Genomic DNA, 14,000 nt, shown 5'->3' with positions numbered 1-14,000 from the left:
TCCTTATGATCTGGTGTCGGAAGAGGTGGCCGTGGGGATCTGACACAAACCTTGCGCCGGGATCGCCATGGCGGAATTAAAGCGGGCGGAGAGATTTTGTAAACCGATCAGCGCCGTCAGTTCGGTCAGGGCCTGAGGGTCGAAGCTGTCGGCCAGCCGGGCGCGCAGCGCATCGTCAACGGTGGGCGGCGTGAGGCTGGCGGCCTCGGCATAGCTCAGCGCCAGCCGCTCCTGCTCGCTAAACAGCGGGCTATGACGCCAGTCGGCTACCGCCTGTAGTTTATCGACGCTACCGGTGCGTTCCGCCAGCTTCATGCTGGTGATATCCACGCAGAATTCGCACAAGCACATCTGGGCAATGCGGGCACTGACCAGCGAGCGCAGCACCGGGTCGAGCGGCGAGCGTTTACGTTCCAGATAGCCGACGAACATCGATACCAGATAAAACACCAGCGGGATACGTCCCCACCAGCGGATGGGGCTGAGCACCTCGCCGTAGTGGCGACGATGGAGCCACGCCTGCGGGCGCAGGATCAGGGGGATAGTGTCGAGCGGCGGCAGTCGCATCAGGACTTCCTCTTATGTCGTTCGAGATAACAGGCTTTGGCGATAAAGATAATCAGCGCCAAAGCAATCAGAACCGATAGTGTGGTGACCAGCCAGAAGGTGCCTCCGGTCAGCATACTGCCCGCCCAGGAGTATACGATAGTTGCTGGCAACTGGCCGATGCCGGTGGCGAGCAAAAACGGGCGAAAGCGAATAGAAGTCAGGCCGGCCGCGTAGCTGATAGGATCAAAGGGGACGAACGGCAAAAGCCGGCAGATTAAAATCGTATGCTTGCCGTAGCGCTCGAAGAAGCTGTCCATCCCATGCAGTACCGTTTTGCCGGTGAGTTTTTCCACCGCTTCGCGACCGAGAATTCTGGCGATATAAAAACACAGTGCTGCGCCGGCCATGGCGCTGGTCCAGGAGAGTAGCCCGCCCCAGAAGGCGCCAAACAGCGAGGCGTTAGCAAAAGTGATCAGAAAGGCGGGCAGCGGGGCTACCACCGCCTGCAACAGCATTAAGGCGAAGGAGACCAGCGCCGCCTGAGCGCCATACGAGTCAATAAAGCGCTCAATAGCCTGCTGATCTAACGCGGAAAATGCCGCCAGGCTGTGCTCAATAAAGGCGTTGACGCCGGGGATCAGCCACCAGGCGAGCAGCGCAATTATCCCCGCGACGATGAGCGTGGTGCGCCCGTACCAGACTAAAGACCCGCTATTTTTCGCCATCGTTCACCTGTAACCCGTCGGCAGAAATCTGCCGCTGGCGGGCAAAGATTTTTGCCCCCTGAATGATGCCAAACAAGGCCAGACCGGCGAGGCTCAGCTTCAGCACGAACCCCAGGGTGATCCCCTCCCGGACAAGCTCGCTGGCCATCAGGGTGTAGATGAACAGCCCCGGCAGAGTGGTCAGCGCGGAGATCAGCGTGAATGACCAGAACGGAATAGCCGTCAGGCCATAAGCGTAGTTCTGGATATTGTAGGGAAACAGGGGAACCAGGCGGGTCAAAATTAAAAAGTCGCTGCCGTTACGGGCCATGCCGCGCTCGATTGCATGAAAGGTGGCGCTATGGCCGGCATATTTCAGCAGCAGATCGCGCCCCAGCCAGCGGGCCAGCAGGAAAGAGAGCGCCGATGCCGTCGTCGCCGCGCACAGCGAGAGCATCGTCCCCCAGAGCGGGCCAAAGATCACGCCGCCCACCATCACCAGAATACTGCCGGGGATCAGGCACAGGGTGGCGACGATAAACAAGGCGATGTACAGCGCCCAGCCCAGGGCACCGCTTTGACGGATGAGGGTTTGTAGATGATGAAAATGCGTAATCAGATCGGCGAAGCCGGAAAAGGTGATAACGACGGTCAGAACAGAGAGCAGAGCGATAATAATCAGCAGCTTATATTCTGCCGGGTAACGGCTTCTTTTGCATTGCGGAGTCTCCTGTATCAACCCTGTGTCGCGCGCGCTTTCCCACCGGGAAAAGTGGGCGAGACAGTATTACAAATGACGAATCACAACAATGTCTTACCACTGATTTATTGATGTTGCTCAGGAAAACGCGACTCTCCGCGACCGTCAGGGCCGGGAGAGTCGGTAGTGCGATGGCGTTACGGTTTAAAGGTGGCCCAGATCGGCGCATGATCCGATGGTTTTTCCATACCGCGGATCTCGTAATCGATGCCGGTTTCAACGCAGCGCTGGGCCAGTGGTTCGCTGGCCAGCAGCAGGTCAATACGCAGCCCACGGTTATCGTCGAAGCCTTTAGAGCGGTAGTCAAACCACGAGAAACGATCGTTAGTTTGTGGGTTGGCGTGGCGCCAGGTATCGACCAGCCCCCAGCCCATCAGGCGATCCATCCACTCACGCTCTTCCGGCAGGAACGAGCACTTGCCGGTGCGCAGCCAGCGCTTGCGGTTCTCTTCGCCGATACCGATGTCCAGATCGGTCGCGCTGATGTTCATGTCACCCATGATCAGCACCGGATTATCTTTATTCAGCGCGCTCTCGAGGTAGTTTTGCAGGTTCTGATAAAACGCTGCTTTGGCCGGGAATTTGGTTTCGTGGTCGCGGCTTTCCCCCTGCGGGAAGTAGCCGTTAATGACCGTTACGTTACCGAACGCCGAGGGAATCTCCGCCATGATAATGCGGCGCTGGGCTTCTTCGCCATCATCAGGGAAACCGCGACGCACCGAGACCGGTGTCTCTTTGGTCAGCAGCGCCACGCCGTAGTGGCCTTTTTGCCCATGGTAGAACACGTTGTAGCCGAGCTTTGCGACCTCTTCGAGAGGAAACATGTCGTCGTGCACTTTAGTTTCTTGTAAGCCGATCACGTCGGGCTGGTGCTTGTCGACGATGGCGGCCAGCTGGTGAGGACGGGCACGCAGGCCGTTGATATTAAAAGAGACAAATTTCATAGTCGCTGCCACTGTGCAAGGTGAATAGTGCAGGGATGGTAGCAGAATTTCGACGGGCTGGCTGCCGGAAGGCATTTTATTGTGCCTGTTAGTGTTATAGGCGCAGCGTGGGTTGCTATTGCGCACCATGCTGGCGCAAGTTGCGCCAAAAAAGGGCGTATTTTTACGATAAATTTCGTATACGATCACAAATGCAGAATTATATCTCCCTAATGCATAACACTCCTGTTTTATTCACTGCCTGTGGCGCTATGTAAGATAGTTATTCACTAAATATGCATTTAATGTGAATAACAAGCTTTTGTAACTCCTTGATATTCCGTTATCGACCCCGGTTTATGCACTTTTACTGCTGGCTGGCACGAAGTGTGCAATCTACATTTACAGCGTAACAACTCATAATATTTAACATTATTCATACTTTTTATTTACCGGAAGAGGTCGATATGTCTCAGTCAATTACGCGTAGCAACTTTGATGAATGGATGATGCCGGTCTACGCGCCGGCGGCTTTTATTCCGGTACGTGGTGAAGGGTCGCGCCTGTGGGATCAGCAGGGCAAAGAGTACATCGACTTTGCCGGCGGTATCGCGGTTAACGCGCTCGGCCATGCTCACCCGCGGCTGGTTAAGGCGCTGACGGAACAGGCCGGAAAATTCTGGCATACCGGCAACGGCTACACCAATGAGCCGGTCCTGCGTCTCGCGAAACAGCTTATCGACGCCACCTTCGCCGACCGGGTGTTCTTCTGTAACTCCGGCGCGGAGGCCAACGAGGCGGCGCTGAAGCTGGCGCGCAAATACGCCCACGATCGCTTTGGTAGCCAGAAAAGCGGCATCGTGGCGTTCAACAACGCTTTCCACGGTCGCACCTTGTTTACCGTCTCCGCCGGTGGACAACCGGCTTATTCTCAGGATTTCGCGCCGCTGCCGCCGCAGATCCAGCATGCCGCCTATAACGATCTCGACGCCGCCCGTGCGCTGATCGATGACAACACCTGCGCGGTGATTGTGGAACCGATGCAGGGTGAAGGTGGCGTGGTGCCCGCCGACCCGGCGTTTCTGCGCGGCCTGCGGGAGCTGTGCGATGCCCATCAGGCGCTGCTGATTTTTGATGAAGTCCAGACCGGCGTGGGGCGTACCGGCGAACTGTACGCCTACATGCACTATGGCGTGACGCCGGATCTGCTGTCGACGGCGAAAGCGCTGGGCGGTGGTTTCCCGATTGGCGCGCTGCTGGCGAGCGAAACCTGCGCCAGCGTCATGACGGTGGGGACCCACGGGACCACCTACGGCGGAAACCCGCTGGCCTGCGCGGTGGCGGGTGAAGTGCTGTCTATCGTCAATACGCCGGCGGTGCTGAACGGCGTTAAACAACGTCATCAGTGGTTTAGCGAACGACTGCATGCCATTAACGCCCGTTACGGCCTGTTCAAGGAGATCCGTGGCATGGGGTTGCTGATCGGCTGTGTGCTGAACGATGCCTGGGCCGGTAAGGCGAAAGCCATCAGTACGCAGGCGGCGGAAGACGGGCTGATGGTTTTGATTGCCGGTGCCAACGTGGTGCGTTTCGCCCCGGCGCTGATTGTGAGTGAGGAAGAGGTGAACATCGGGTTGGATCGCTTTGAGCTGGCCTGCCGCCACTTCCTTGCGGGAGCGTCATCATGATGGTGATCCGTCCGGTTGCGCCAGACGATCTGTCCGGTCTGATGACCCTCGCCGGGGAGACCGGCGGCGGGCTGACGTCGTTGCCGGCGGATGAAGCCACGCTGGCAGCGCGTATTGAGCGCTCAATGAAGACCTGGCGTGGGGAACTGCCGAAAAGTGAGCAGGGCTACGTGTTCGTGCTCGAAGACAGCGTCAGCGGCAAGGTGGTGGGGATCTGCGCCATTGAAGTAGCGGTAGGGCTGAACGATCCCTGGTACAACTACCGCGTGGGCACGCAGGTGCATGCCTCGAAAGAGCTTAACGTTTATAACGCGCTGCCGACGCTGTTTCTCAGCAACGATCACACCGGCAGTAGCGAGCTGTGCACGCTGTTCCTTGACCCCGCCTGGCGTAAAGAGGGCAACGGCTACCTGCTGTCGAAGTCGCGCTTTATGTTTATGGCCGCGTTTCGTGACCACTTTAATGAAAAAGTGGTGGCAGAAATGCGCGGCGTGATTGACGAGAATGGCTACTCGCCGTTCTGGGAAAGCCTCGGCAAACGCTTTTTCGCCATGGAGTTTTCCCGCGCCGACTATCTGTGCGGCACCGGGCAAAAAGCCTTTATCGCTGCCTTGATGCCGAAACATCCGCTGTATATCGACTTTTTATCCGACGAAGCGCGTGCGGTGATTGGTGAGGTGCACCCGCAAACCGCACCGGCTCGCGCGGTGCTGGAGAAAGAAGGGTTCCGTTACCGCAACTATATCGACATCTTCGACGGCGGGCCGACGCTGGAGTGCGACATTGAGCGGGTAAGGGCGATTCGTAAAAGCCGACTGGTGACTGTGGCTGAGGGACAACCTGCACCAGGGGAGTGGCCGCTTTGCCTGGTGGCCAATGAACAGTATCAACAGTTTCGCGCCATGCTGGTTCCGGCCGATCCACAGACCGATCGCCTGCTGTTAAGCGCCCGTCAACTGGATGTCCTGAAATGCCACGCCGGCGATCGGCTACGGCTGGTCCGGCTGATCCCAGAGGAGAAAAAATCATGAGTTTATGGATTAACGGCGACTGGCAGAGTGGGCGTGGCCCGGTGCGCACGAAAACCGACCCGGTGAGCCAGGTGCTGTTGTGGCAGGGTAATGACGCCGATGCACAACAGGTCGCCGAGGCGGTGGAGGCCGCTCGCCGCGCGTTCCCGACGTGGGCCAGACAGCCATTGAGCGCCCGGCAGGCGATCGTCGAAAAATTTGCCATGCTGCTGGAGACGCATAAAGCGGCGCTGACGGCGATTATCGCGGCGGAAACCGGCAAGCCGCAATGGGAGGCCGCCACGGAAATCGGCGCGATGATCAACAAGATTGCCATTTCACTGAAAGCCTACCATAGCCGTACCGGTGAAGCGCAGACCACTATGAGCGATGGTGCCGCGACGCTGCGCCATCGGCCGCACGGAGTGCTGGCGGTATTTGGCCCCTACAATTTCCCCGGCCATCTGCCCAATGGCCATATCGTGCCGGCACTGTTGGCCGGGAATACGCTGGTGTTCAAGCCCAGCGAACTGACGCCCCACAGCGGTGAGGCGGTGGTGAAACTGTGGGCCGAAGCGGGGCTGCCGCCGGGAGTGTTGAACCTGCTGCAGGGCGGTCGGGAAACCGGTGAAATGCTCAGCGCTAGGCCGGATATTGACGGACTGTTGTTCACCGGAAGTTCGGCGACCGGTTTTCAGCTGCATCGCCAGCTGGCCGGGCAGCCGGAGAAAATTCTGGCGCTCGAAATGGGGGGCAACAACCCGCTGATCGTTGATGAACCGCAGGATATTGATGCGGCGGTGCATCTGACGATTCAGTCGGCCTTTATCACCGCCGGGCAGCGCTGTACCTGCGCGCGTCGGCTGCTGGTGAAGCGGGGCGAAATCGGCGATCGTTTTCTTAGTCGATTGGTGACAGTGTCACAACATTTGATTCCTGGCGCCTGGGATGCGTCTCCCCAACCGTTCATGGGAGGATTGATCTCTGCCCAGGCGGCGCACAAGGTTCATCAGGCCTGGCTCAAACTGGTTGCCAGTGGCGGCATCACGCTGCTGGAACCCCGGCTGCTGCAGGCCGGTACCTCGCTGTTAACGCCGGGAATTATCGAGCTGACAGAGGTGGCTGATGTAGCCGATGAGGAGGTCTTCGGCCCGCTGCTTGGGGTCTGGCGTTATGACGATTTTGATCAGGCGATAGCGCTGGCAAACGCCACCCGCTTCGGCCTCTCATGCGGGTTGATTTCGGCCGACCGGGAGAAGTTTGACCGCTTGCTGCTGGAGGCGCGGGCCGGGATCGTCAACTGGAATAAACCCCTGACCGGCGCGGCCAGTACCGCGCCTTTTGGCGGAACCGGTGCCTCCGGCAACCATCGCCCGGGAGCGTGGTACGCTGCCGATTATTGCGCCTGGCCGATGGCCAGCCTCGAAACGCCCACGTTGACCATGCCGGAAACCCTCAGCCCTGGCCTCGACTTTTGGCGGAGTACGACACGATGAAAGCCTGGGAGCTGAACCTTGACGGGCTTCCGGGCCTGACCCATCACTATGCCGGGCTATCCTTTGGTAATGAGGCCTCGACCCGACACCGCTATCGGGTCTCCAGTCCGCTGCTGGCGGCACAGCAAGGGCTTAAGAAGATGAAAGCGTTAGCGGATGCCGGATATCCGCAGGCGGTAATGCCGCCGCAGGAGCGGCCGAATGTGCCGCTGTTGCGCCAGTTGGGGTTCAGCGGCAGCGACCCGCAGGTTATCGAGAAGGCAGCCCGGCAGGCACCGGATCTGCTATCTGCTGTCAGTTCAGCTTCCTCGATGTGGGTGGCTAACGCGGCCACGGTGTCGCCATCCGCCGATTCCCTCGACGGTCGCGTGCACCTGACGGTTGCCAATCTTAACGATAAATTCCATCGCGCCAGCGAAGCGCCGACCACGGAGGCGCTGCTGCGGGCGATATTTCCCGACCCGCAGCATTTTGCGGTCCATTCGGCGCTCCCGCAGGTAGCGCTGTTCGGTGATGAAGGGGCGGCAAACCATAACCGGCTGGGCGCGGAGTATGGCGCTCCTGGCCTGCAGCTCTTTATCTATGGCCGTCAGCAGGGTGGCAATGGCGATCGCCCACAGCGCTATCCGGCGCGACAGACCCGCGAAGCCAGTGAAGCAGTGGCGCGTCTGAATCAGGTTAACCCGCGACAGGTGATTTTTGCCCAACAGAACCCGACGATCATTGATAAAGGCGTGTTTCATAACGATGTGATTGCGGTCAGCAATCAACAGGTGCTGTTTTGCCATGAGCAAGCGTTTGTCGACCAGCCTCGGCTGATGCAGCAGCTGGCCGGGCAGGTGGTCGGTTTTATGCCGTTAGTGGTACCGACCCGCGCCGTCAGCGTCGAAGATGCGGTGGCGACCTATCTGTTTAACAGCCAGCTGCTGAGTAAGCCATCTGGCGCGATGCGATTGATTTTGCCTCAGGAGGCACAGGAGCATGCCGGGGTCTGGCGCTATCTGAACCAGTTGTTGGCGGAAGATAACCCGATTGATGAGCTGCAGGTGTACGACCTGCACGAAAGTATGGCCAACGGCGGCGGTCCGGCCTGTTTGCGGCTGCGAGTGGTGGTGTGCGAAGAGGAGCTACGGGCCGTCAACCCGGCGGTCATGATGAACGACGCGCTATTCGCCACCCTCAACGACTGGGCTGAGCGCTACTATCGCGACCGTCTGACCCAGGCGGATCTGGCGGATCCGCAGCTGCTGAGCGAAGGCCGCGAGGCGCTTGACCGGTTGACGCAAATCCTGCAGCTCGGCTCCGTCTACCCGTTCCAACAATAGCTGTAGTTGTGTTTATCTTTTCAAGGAGGCGTCGTGGACGACTTTCTGGCATTAACCCTGGCGGGGCGCCTGCCCCATCATTTTCATGGCGATACCGCCCATTTTCGCTGGCACTGGCTGGATTGCGGCGTGCTGCAGCTGACTCCACACGCCCGTTGTGAGCGTTCGCTGGTGCTCTCATCAGGCCTGCACGGCAATGAAACCGCGCCGGTAGAGATGACGCATGATCTGCTCCAGCAGCTGTTTACCGGCGAGCTACCGCTGCGCTGGCGGCTGCTGGTGGTTTTTGGTAATCCTGGCGCATTACGAGCGGATAAACGCTACCTCGATAGCGATATCAACCGGATGTTTGGTGGGCGCTGGCAGCAGTTTCCCGCCGGTGAGGAGACCCGCAGAGCGCGTCTGCTGGAAAAGACGCTGACCCGATTTTATGCCGCCTCTACGGGACTGCGCTGGCACCTGGATTTACATACGGCCATTCGCGGGTCGCGGCATACACGCTTTGGCGTGCTTCCGGCGCGGGAAACACCATGGGACGAGGGGTTCTTACACTGGCTCGCAGGAGCCGGGCTGGAGGCGCTGGTGTTCCATCAGCAGCCGGCGGGCACCTTCAGCCATTACAGCAGTGAACATTTTGATGCGCTCTCCTGCACGCTTGAACTGGGTAAGGCGCTGCCGTTTGGCGAGAATGACCTTACGCAATTCGCCGTCACTCGCACGGCCTTAATGCGTTTGCTGGTGGGGGATCTGACGGTGGTCGACAGCGCCGCGGCGCCGCTGCGCTACCGGGTGGTGCAGCAGATTATCCGTAAGAGTGAAAATTTCCAGCTGCATATGTCGGCGCAGACCCTCAACTTTACCGCCTTCACGGCGGGCACTCTGCTGGCAGAAGATGGCGAGACGCGTTACACGGTAGAGAAGGCTCTGGAGTACGTGCTGTTTCCTAACCCTACGGTGGCGACGGGCCTACGCGCTGGGCTGATGCTGGAGCGCATGACCTGAACCCGCGCCTGAATATCATCGCCGCTCAAGCGAGCGGCTTTGTTAATTGTCGGCAGCTATTTTTCATTTCCGTTCTTATTTTTTCGTGCTTTGAGATTTGATTGCGGATTATTCCTGGATAAATGCTTTGTTTTTAATCTGAGTTGCTTTATAGTTTTATCGAATGTCATTAAAAACAGCCTGTTAAATAACATTTGTTGCAATTATTTTCCTCCCTTCCTTATTTTCTCCATAATTGGCGAGAAACTGTTTTTTACACTTTCATTGTTTTACTCTTACTCTGACTAATTGACGATAAACGTCGTAAAGTTTATCTCGTCAACACGGCAAATCGCCGTAAGAATAACGTAAAGTAAGGACTGAATATGAAGAAGATTACTGCTCTGTTTGTTGCCTCTACGCTGGCTCTGGGTGCCGCTAACCTGGCCCACGCTGCCGATACCACTGCAACACAAACCGATAGCAAACCGATGATGCATCATAAAGGGATGCATGGCGGCCCGCATGAGATGATGTTCAAAGGTCTGAACCTGACCGATGCCCAGAAACAGCAGGTCCGCGACATTATGAAAGGCCAGCGCGACAACATGAAACGTCCGTCACTGGACGAGCGCCGCGCGATGCATGACCTGATTGCCAGCGATACCTTTGATAAAGCGAAGGCGGAAGCGCAGATTGACAAGATGGAAGCCCAGCACAAAGCAATGGCGCTTTCCCGTATGGAAACCCAGAACAAGATTTACAACATCCTGACGCCGGAACAGAAAAAACAGTTCAATGCGAATTTTGAGAAGCATCTGACAGATCGCAAAGCGCCAGAAGGTAAAATGCCTGCACCAGCTGAGTAATTCAGCGCCCTGAATGAAGACCGCCGGTCTTGCCCAACACTGCCGTATGGCTTTGGGCAGGACCGGCGGTTTTTTCGTTTATGCAGTGCATGGTTTCTGGTGTTTGCCACAAAAAATAACCCCGGCAGAGTCCGGGGTTACGTGGTAAACAGGGGCGGCGCTATTTTTTCCAGAAATCGTCGAAGACGGTGATCGGTGGGCGGCGTTTGTGCTCGGTTTTCAGATACCAGCCTTCAATAATGCCAGCGGTTTTTGCATCCAGCGTTTTGCCTTCCAGATAGTCGTCAATATTTTCGTAGGTCACACCAAGGGCTACTTCATCCGGCAGGGACGGGCGATTGTCTTCCAGATCGGCGGTAGGGAGTTTCTTATAGAGATGCTCCGGGCAGCCTAAGTGGGTCAGCAGCTGTTTACCCTGGCGTTTGTTGAGGCGGAAGATCGGGTTGATGTCCGTGCCGCCGTCACCGTATTTGGTGAAGAAGCCGGTAATCGCCTCTGCGGCGTGGTCGGTACCGACCACCACGCCGTGAGTCATGCCGGCAATGCTGTACTGGGCTTTCATGCGTTCACGGGCTTTCTCATTGCCGCGAACAAAGTCGCTAAGCTCGATGCCGGCTTCACGTAGTGCCTGCTCGCTGGCCAGTACCGCACCTTTAATATTCACCGTCAGCACGCGATCGGGCTGAATAAAGGCGATGGCGTCCTGACAGTCCTGCTCATCCGCCTGAACGCCGTAGGGCAGGCGCACGGCGATAAACTGCAGGTCCGTCTTTCCGGTTTCGGCACGCAGTTCATTGATAGCCTGCTGGCACAGTTTGCCGGTCAACGTTGAGTCCTGGCCGCCGCTGATACCCAACACCAGGGACTGTATAAAAGGATAGGTCTGCAAATAGGATTTCAAAAAATCCACGCTGCGGCGGATTTCGCCTTCAGCATCAATCTGGGGCTTAGCACCCAGCGCCTGAATAATTTCGTGTTGTAGCGTCATCGCGCCCTCCGGGAAGTGAATCTGTTTGGCTGCCAGTTAGGGTTTAAGCTACCTCTTTGACGGTAAAACGACAAGGATCACAGTTTTGACTGATGCAAAAGAAGGCAATCAACGACATAGGTATTTTTTATTAGAAAGATCTTAAATTTAGCCGATTTGGACCTTCAGCTTGAAAAATAACGGTTTTTATTCCAGGCTTATTAACACACGAATAAAAGAGGACGGAATATGAACAAGCATTTTGCAGGATTTTTAGGCGCAGCAGCAGTATTGACCATTCTGGCTGGTTGTACTGCCTACGATCGTACCGCTGACCAGTTCACGCAACCGGTGGTTAAAGATGTGAAAAAAGGCATGACGCGTTCACAGGTCCTGCAGATCGCAGGTAAACCAGCATCTGAGGTCACCATGATCCATGCTCGCGGAACCTGCCAGACCTACATCCTGGGTCAACGAGATGGTAAAATGGAGACCTACTTTGTCGCTCTCGATGAGACCGGTCACGTTATGAACTCTGGCTACCAGACCTGTGCCGAATACGATACCGACCCGCGCACCAGTAAGTAGTTCATCACGCTTAGATCTACGAAAGCCCGACCACCGGTCGGGCTTTTTCATGAGCGCTGATGCTTATTTAATTGCGCGAATTATTTGAGGGAAATGTGAAGGTTGTCAAAACGCGAGGTCAATGAGAGACAATTTTGATTAACCAGGAATTATCCAGGCCCCGAACGATGCCGTATACTCAATGCATAAACAATATTAATCGAATGACGACACGCCTTAGCCGGCTTTCAGACATAAGGTGGTTCTGAAGCCGTCAGGTCTTACAAATTGAGGAAGCGCTCATGGAAAAGAAACACATCTATTTGTTCTGTTCGGCTGGAATGTCTACATCACTGCTGGTCTCAAAAATGCGTGCACAGGCAGAAAAATATGAAGTGCCGGTCATCATTGAAGCCTATCCGGAAACCCTGGCCGGAGAAAAAGGCCCGCAAGCTGATGTCGTATTATTAGGCCCACAAATAGCGTATATGCTTCCAGAAATTCAGCGGCTGCTGTCGAATAAGCCGGTGGAAATTATCGACTCTACGCTGTATGGCAAAGTCGATGGTTTAGGTGTCCTGAAAGCGGCCGTTGCGGCCATTAAGAAAGCTGCTGCACAATAATTTTATTTTAAAACTCGATATCTTTTCGTGATTTCGCCGGGGAAATTGTCCGTTGCGGTAATATGGAACCTGCGAAAAATGAAAGGTGAGAGTTTATTTCCCGTCAAAGAGTAATTTCATACATCATGCCGTAATTATTCAATTACGGCTTTAAAGGGTATTTGATATGAGTAAAGTGATTGACTCGCTTGAAAAGGTACTCCTTCCTTTTGCTGTTAAAATAGGAAAGCAACCACACATCAATGCGATTAAAAACGGCTTTATTAAATTAATGCCGCTGACCCTTGCGGGGGCCATGTTCGTATTAATCAACAACGTATTTTTGAGTTTTGGTGAAGGTTCTTTCTTCTATTCAATGGGTATTCGCCTGGATGGCTCAACCATTGAAACATTAAACGGCTTTAAAGCCATCGGCGGTAACGTTTATAACGGTACGTTAGGCATTATGTCGCTGATGGCGCCGTTCTTTATCGGCATGGCGCTGGCCGAAGAGCGAAAAGTCGATCCGCTGGCGGCAGGCCTGCTGTCGGTCGCGGCATTTATGACAGTGACTCCCTACAGCGTGGGCGAAGCCTATGCGGTCGGTGCCAACTGGTTGGGTGGGGCGAACATTATCTCGGGCATGATTATTGGCCTGCTGGTGGCAGAAATGTTCACCTTTGTTATCCGTCGCAACTGGGTTATCACCCTGCCGGATAGCGTGCCGGCCTCGGTATCGCGTTCATTCTCGGCGTTGATTCCAGGTTTCCTGATCCTGTCCGTATTCGGCATTATCTCGTGGCTGCTGGCGAACCATGGCAGCAACTTCCACCAGATTATCATGGACTCCATCTCCAAACCGCTGGCGTCAATGGGCAGCGTGGTGGGCTGGGCTTACGTTATCTTCAACTCCCTGCTGTGGTTCTTTGGTGTACACGGTTCACTGGCGCTGACCGCGCTGGATAACGGCATCATGACCCCATGGGCGCTGGAAAACATCGCGCTGTACAACCAGTACGGTTCTGTTGAAGCCGCTATTGCCGCGGGTAAAGAGTTCCACTTCTGGGCTAAGCCGATGCTGGATTCCTACATCCTGCTGGGTGGTTCCGGGGCAACGCTCGGTCTGATTATCGCCATCTTCATCGGTTCACGCCGTGCGGATCACCGTCAGGTGGCTAAGCTGGCGCTGCCGTCAGGCATCTTCCAGATTAACGAACCGATTCTGTTTGGTCTGCCGATCATCATGAACCCGGTGATGTTCATCCCGTTCGTCCTGATTCAGCCGATTCTGGCGGCGATTACGCTTGCTGCCTACTCGATGGGGATTATCCCACCGGTGACCAACCTGGCACCGTGGACCATGCCTACCGGCCTCGGCGCGTTCTTTAACAGTAACGGTAGTATCGCTGCACTCTTCGTAGCGCTGTTCAACCTGGGTGTGTCGGTGCTGGTTTACCTGCCGTTCGTGGCGGTCTCCAACAAGGCGCAGGCGGTAATTGAAGAGCAGGAAAGCGAAGAAGATATCGCTAACGCACTGAAATTCTGATGTCGAGCGGTAC

At 56.0% G+C, this 14,000-nt stretch carries 14 protein-coding genes; 9 read left to right on the top strand and 5 right to left on the bottom strand.

The features are described 5' to 3' along the window. Positions 1-3: 3 nt before the first annotated feature. The 4 genes from ACMYSP_RS02010 to xthA all read right to left on the bottom strand — a co-directional run bounded on the left by ACMYSP_RS02010 (position 4) and on the right by xthA (position 2,957). Positions 4-567, bottom strand: coding sequence for a carboxymuconolactone decarboxylase family protein (locus ACMYSP_RS02010; RefSeq protein ID WP_434585290.1), 564 nt, complete (start codon positions 565-567; stop codon positions 4-6). Continuing rightward, positions 567-1,274, bottom strand: a complete 708-nt coding sequence (locus ACMYSP_RS02005) for a TVP38/TMEM64 family protein (RefSeq protein ID WP_434585289.1) — start codon at positions 1,272-1,274, stop codon at positions 567-569. Before ACMYSP_RS02005 ends, ACMYSP_RS02010 begins: the two co-directional genes overlap by 1 nt. Then, positions 1,261-1,926, bottom strand: coding sequence for a TVP38/TMEM64 family protein (locus ACMYSP_RS02000; protein WP_434586994.1), 666 nt, complete (start codon positions 1,924-1,926; stop codon positions 1,261-1,263). The genes ACMYSP_RS02005 and ACMYSP_RS02000 overlap by 14 nt, the downstream gene beginning before the upstream one ends. A gap of 224 nt (positions 1,927-2,150) precedes the next feature. Next, positions 2,151-2,957, bottom strand: a complete 807-nt coding sequence (gene xthA, locus ACMYSP_RS01995) for an exodeoxyribonuclease III (protein WP_123753999.1) — start codon at positions 2,955-2,957, stop codon at positions 2,151-2,153. Between the two features lie 446 nt (positions 2,958-3,403). On the opposite strand from xthA, the gene astC reads away from it, so the two are divergent. The 6 genes from astC to spy all read left to right on the top strand — a co-directional run bounded on the left by astC (position 3,404) and on the right by spy (position 10,305). Continuing rightward, positions 3,404-4,624, top strand: a complete 1,221-nt coding sequence (gene astC, locus ACMYSP_RS01990) for a succinylornithine/acetylornithine transaminase (protein ID WP_434585287.1) — start codon at positions 3,404-3,406, stop codon at positions 4,622-4,624. Continuing rightward, a complete protein-coding gene (astA, locus tag ACMYSP_RS01985; protein ID WP_434585286.1) occupies positions 4,621-5,655 on the top strand; it encodes an arginine N-succinyltransferase in 1,035 nt (344 codons plus the stop codon). The genes astC and astA overlap by 4 nt, the downstream gene beginning before the upstream one ends. After that, positions 5,652-7,130, top strand: coding sequence for a succinylglutamate-semialdehyde dehydrogenase (gene astD / locus ACMYSP_RS01980; protein ID WP_434585285.1), 1,479 nt, complete (start codon positions 5,652-5,654; stop codon positions 7,128-7,130). The genes astA and astD overlap by 4 nt, the downstream gene beginning before the upstream one ends. Then, complete coding sequence (gene astB / locus ACMYSP_RS01975; RefSeq protein WP_434585283.1) at positions 7,127-8,455, top strand: N-succinylarginine dihydrolase; 1,329 nt, start codon at positions 7,127-7,129, stop codon at positions 8,453-8,455. The genes astD and astB overlap by 4 nt, the downstream gene beginning before the upstream one ends. Before the next feature lie 33 nt (positions 8,456-8,488). Continuing rightward, complete coding sequence (gene astE / locus ACMYSP_RS01970) at positions 8,489-9,457, top strand: succinylglutamate desuccinylase (protein WP_434585281.1); 969 nt, start codon at positions 8,489-8,491, stop codon at positions 9,455-9,457. A 365-nt stretch (positions 9,458-9,822) separates the two neighbouring features. After that, on the top strand, positions 9,823-10,305 hold the full coding sequence (spy, locus tag ACMYSP_RS01965; RefSeq protein ID WP_434585279.1) for an ATP-independent periplasmic protein-refolding chaperone Spy: 483 nt from the start codon (positions 9,823-9,825) through the stop codon (positions 10,303-10,305). Between the two features lie 160 nt (positions 10,306-10,465). Here spy and nadE read toward each other — a convergent pair whose 3' ends face one another. Beyond that, entirely contained in the window at positions 10,466-11,293 is an 828-nt protein-coding gene (nadE, locus tag ACMYSP_RS01960; protein ID WP_434585277.1) for an ammonia-dependent NAD(+) synthetase, read from the bottom strand. 228 nt (positions 11,294-11,521) lie between these two features. Here nadE and osmE point away from each other — a divergent pair, with 228 nt between their 5' ends. From osmE to chbC, 3 genes are all read left to right on the top strand, one after another. Next, positions 11,522-11,860 carry an osmotically-inducible lipoprotein OsmE gene (gene osmE / locus ACMYSP_RS01955; RefSeq protein WP_434585275.1) on the top strand — a complete coding sequence of 113 codons (339 nt, stop codon included), beginning with the start codon at positions 11,522-11,524 and terminating at the stop codon, positions 11,858-11,860. 281 nt (positions 11,861-12,141) lie between these two features. Further along, complete coding sequence (gene chbB / locus ACMYSP_RS01950) at positions 12,142-12,462, top strand: PTS N,N'-diacetylchitobiose transporter subunit IIB (protein ID WP_434585274.1); 321 nt, start codon at positions 12,142-12,144, stop codon at positions 12,460-12,462. A gap of 166 nt (positions 12,463-12,628) precedes the next feature. Beyond that, positions 12,629-13,987, top strand: a complete 1,359-nt coding sequence (chbC, locus tag ACMYSP_RS01945; protein WP_123754009.1) for a PTS N,N'-diacetylchitobiose transporter subunit IIC — start codon at positions 12,629-12,631, stop codon at positions 13,985-13,987. Positions 13,988-14,000 lie beyond the last annotated feature (13 nt).

Source organism: Klebsiella sp. R390, assembly GCF_051131745.1.
Taxonomy (GTDB): Bacteria; Pseudomonadota; Gammaproteobacteria; order Enterobacterales; family Enterobacteriaceae; genus Klebsiella.
This window is presented reverse-complemented; position numbering and strand designations above follow the sequence as displayed.

What these genes read in the sequence shown, in the direction of transcription:
- astB (WP_434585283.1), top strand. Translation starts at nt 7,127, where the DNA reads ATGAAAGCCTGGGAGCTGAACCTTGACGGGCTTCCGGGCCTGACCCAT.
- ACMYSP_RS02005 (WP_434585289.1), bottom strand. Translation starts at nt 1,274, where the DNA reads ATGGCGAAAAATAGCGGGTCTTTAGTCTGGTACGGGCGCACCACGCTC.
- osmE (WP_434585275.1), top strand. Translation starts at nt 11,522, where the DNA reads ATGAACAAGCATTTTGCAGGATTTTTAGGCGCAGCAGCAGTATTGACC.
- xthA (WP_123753999.1), bottom strand. Translation starts at nt 2,957, where the DNA reads ATGAAATTTGTCTCTTTTAATATCAACGGCCTGCGTGCCCGTCCTCAC.
- ACMYSP_RS02010 (WP_434585290.1), bottom strand. Translation starts at nt 567, where the DNA reads ATGCGACTGCCGCCGCTCGACACTATCCCCCTGATCCTGCGCCCGCAG.
- astA (WP_434585286.1), top strand. Translation starts at nt 4,621, where the DNA reads ATGATGGTGATCCGTCCGGTTGCGCCAGACGATCTGTCCGGTCTGATG.
- chbB (WP_434585274.1), top strand. Translation starts at nt 12,142, where the DNA reads ATGGAAAAGAAACACATCTATTTGTTCTGTTCGGCTGGAATGTCTACA.
- astD (WP_434585285.1), top strand. Translation starts at nt 5,652, where the DNA reads ATGAGTTTATGGATTAACGGCGACTGGCAGAGTGGGCGTGGCCCGGTG.
- astC (WP_434585287.1), top strand. Translation starts at nt 3,404, where the DNA reads ATGTCTCAGTCAATTACGCGTAGCAACTTTGATGAATGGATGATGCCG.
- nadE (WP_434585277.1), bottom strand. Translation starts at nt 11,293, where the DNA reads ATGACGCTACAACACGAAATTATTCAGGCGCTGGGTGCTAAGCCCCAG.
- spy (WP_434585279.1), top strand. Translation starts at nt 9,823, where the DNA reads ATGAAGAAGATTACTGCTCTGTTTGTTGCCTCTACGCTGGCTCTGGGT.
- chbC (WP_123754009.1), top strand. Translation starts at nt 12,629, where the DNA reads ATGAGTAAAGTGATTGACTCGCTTGAAAAGGTACTCCTTCCTTTTGCT.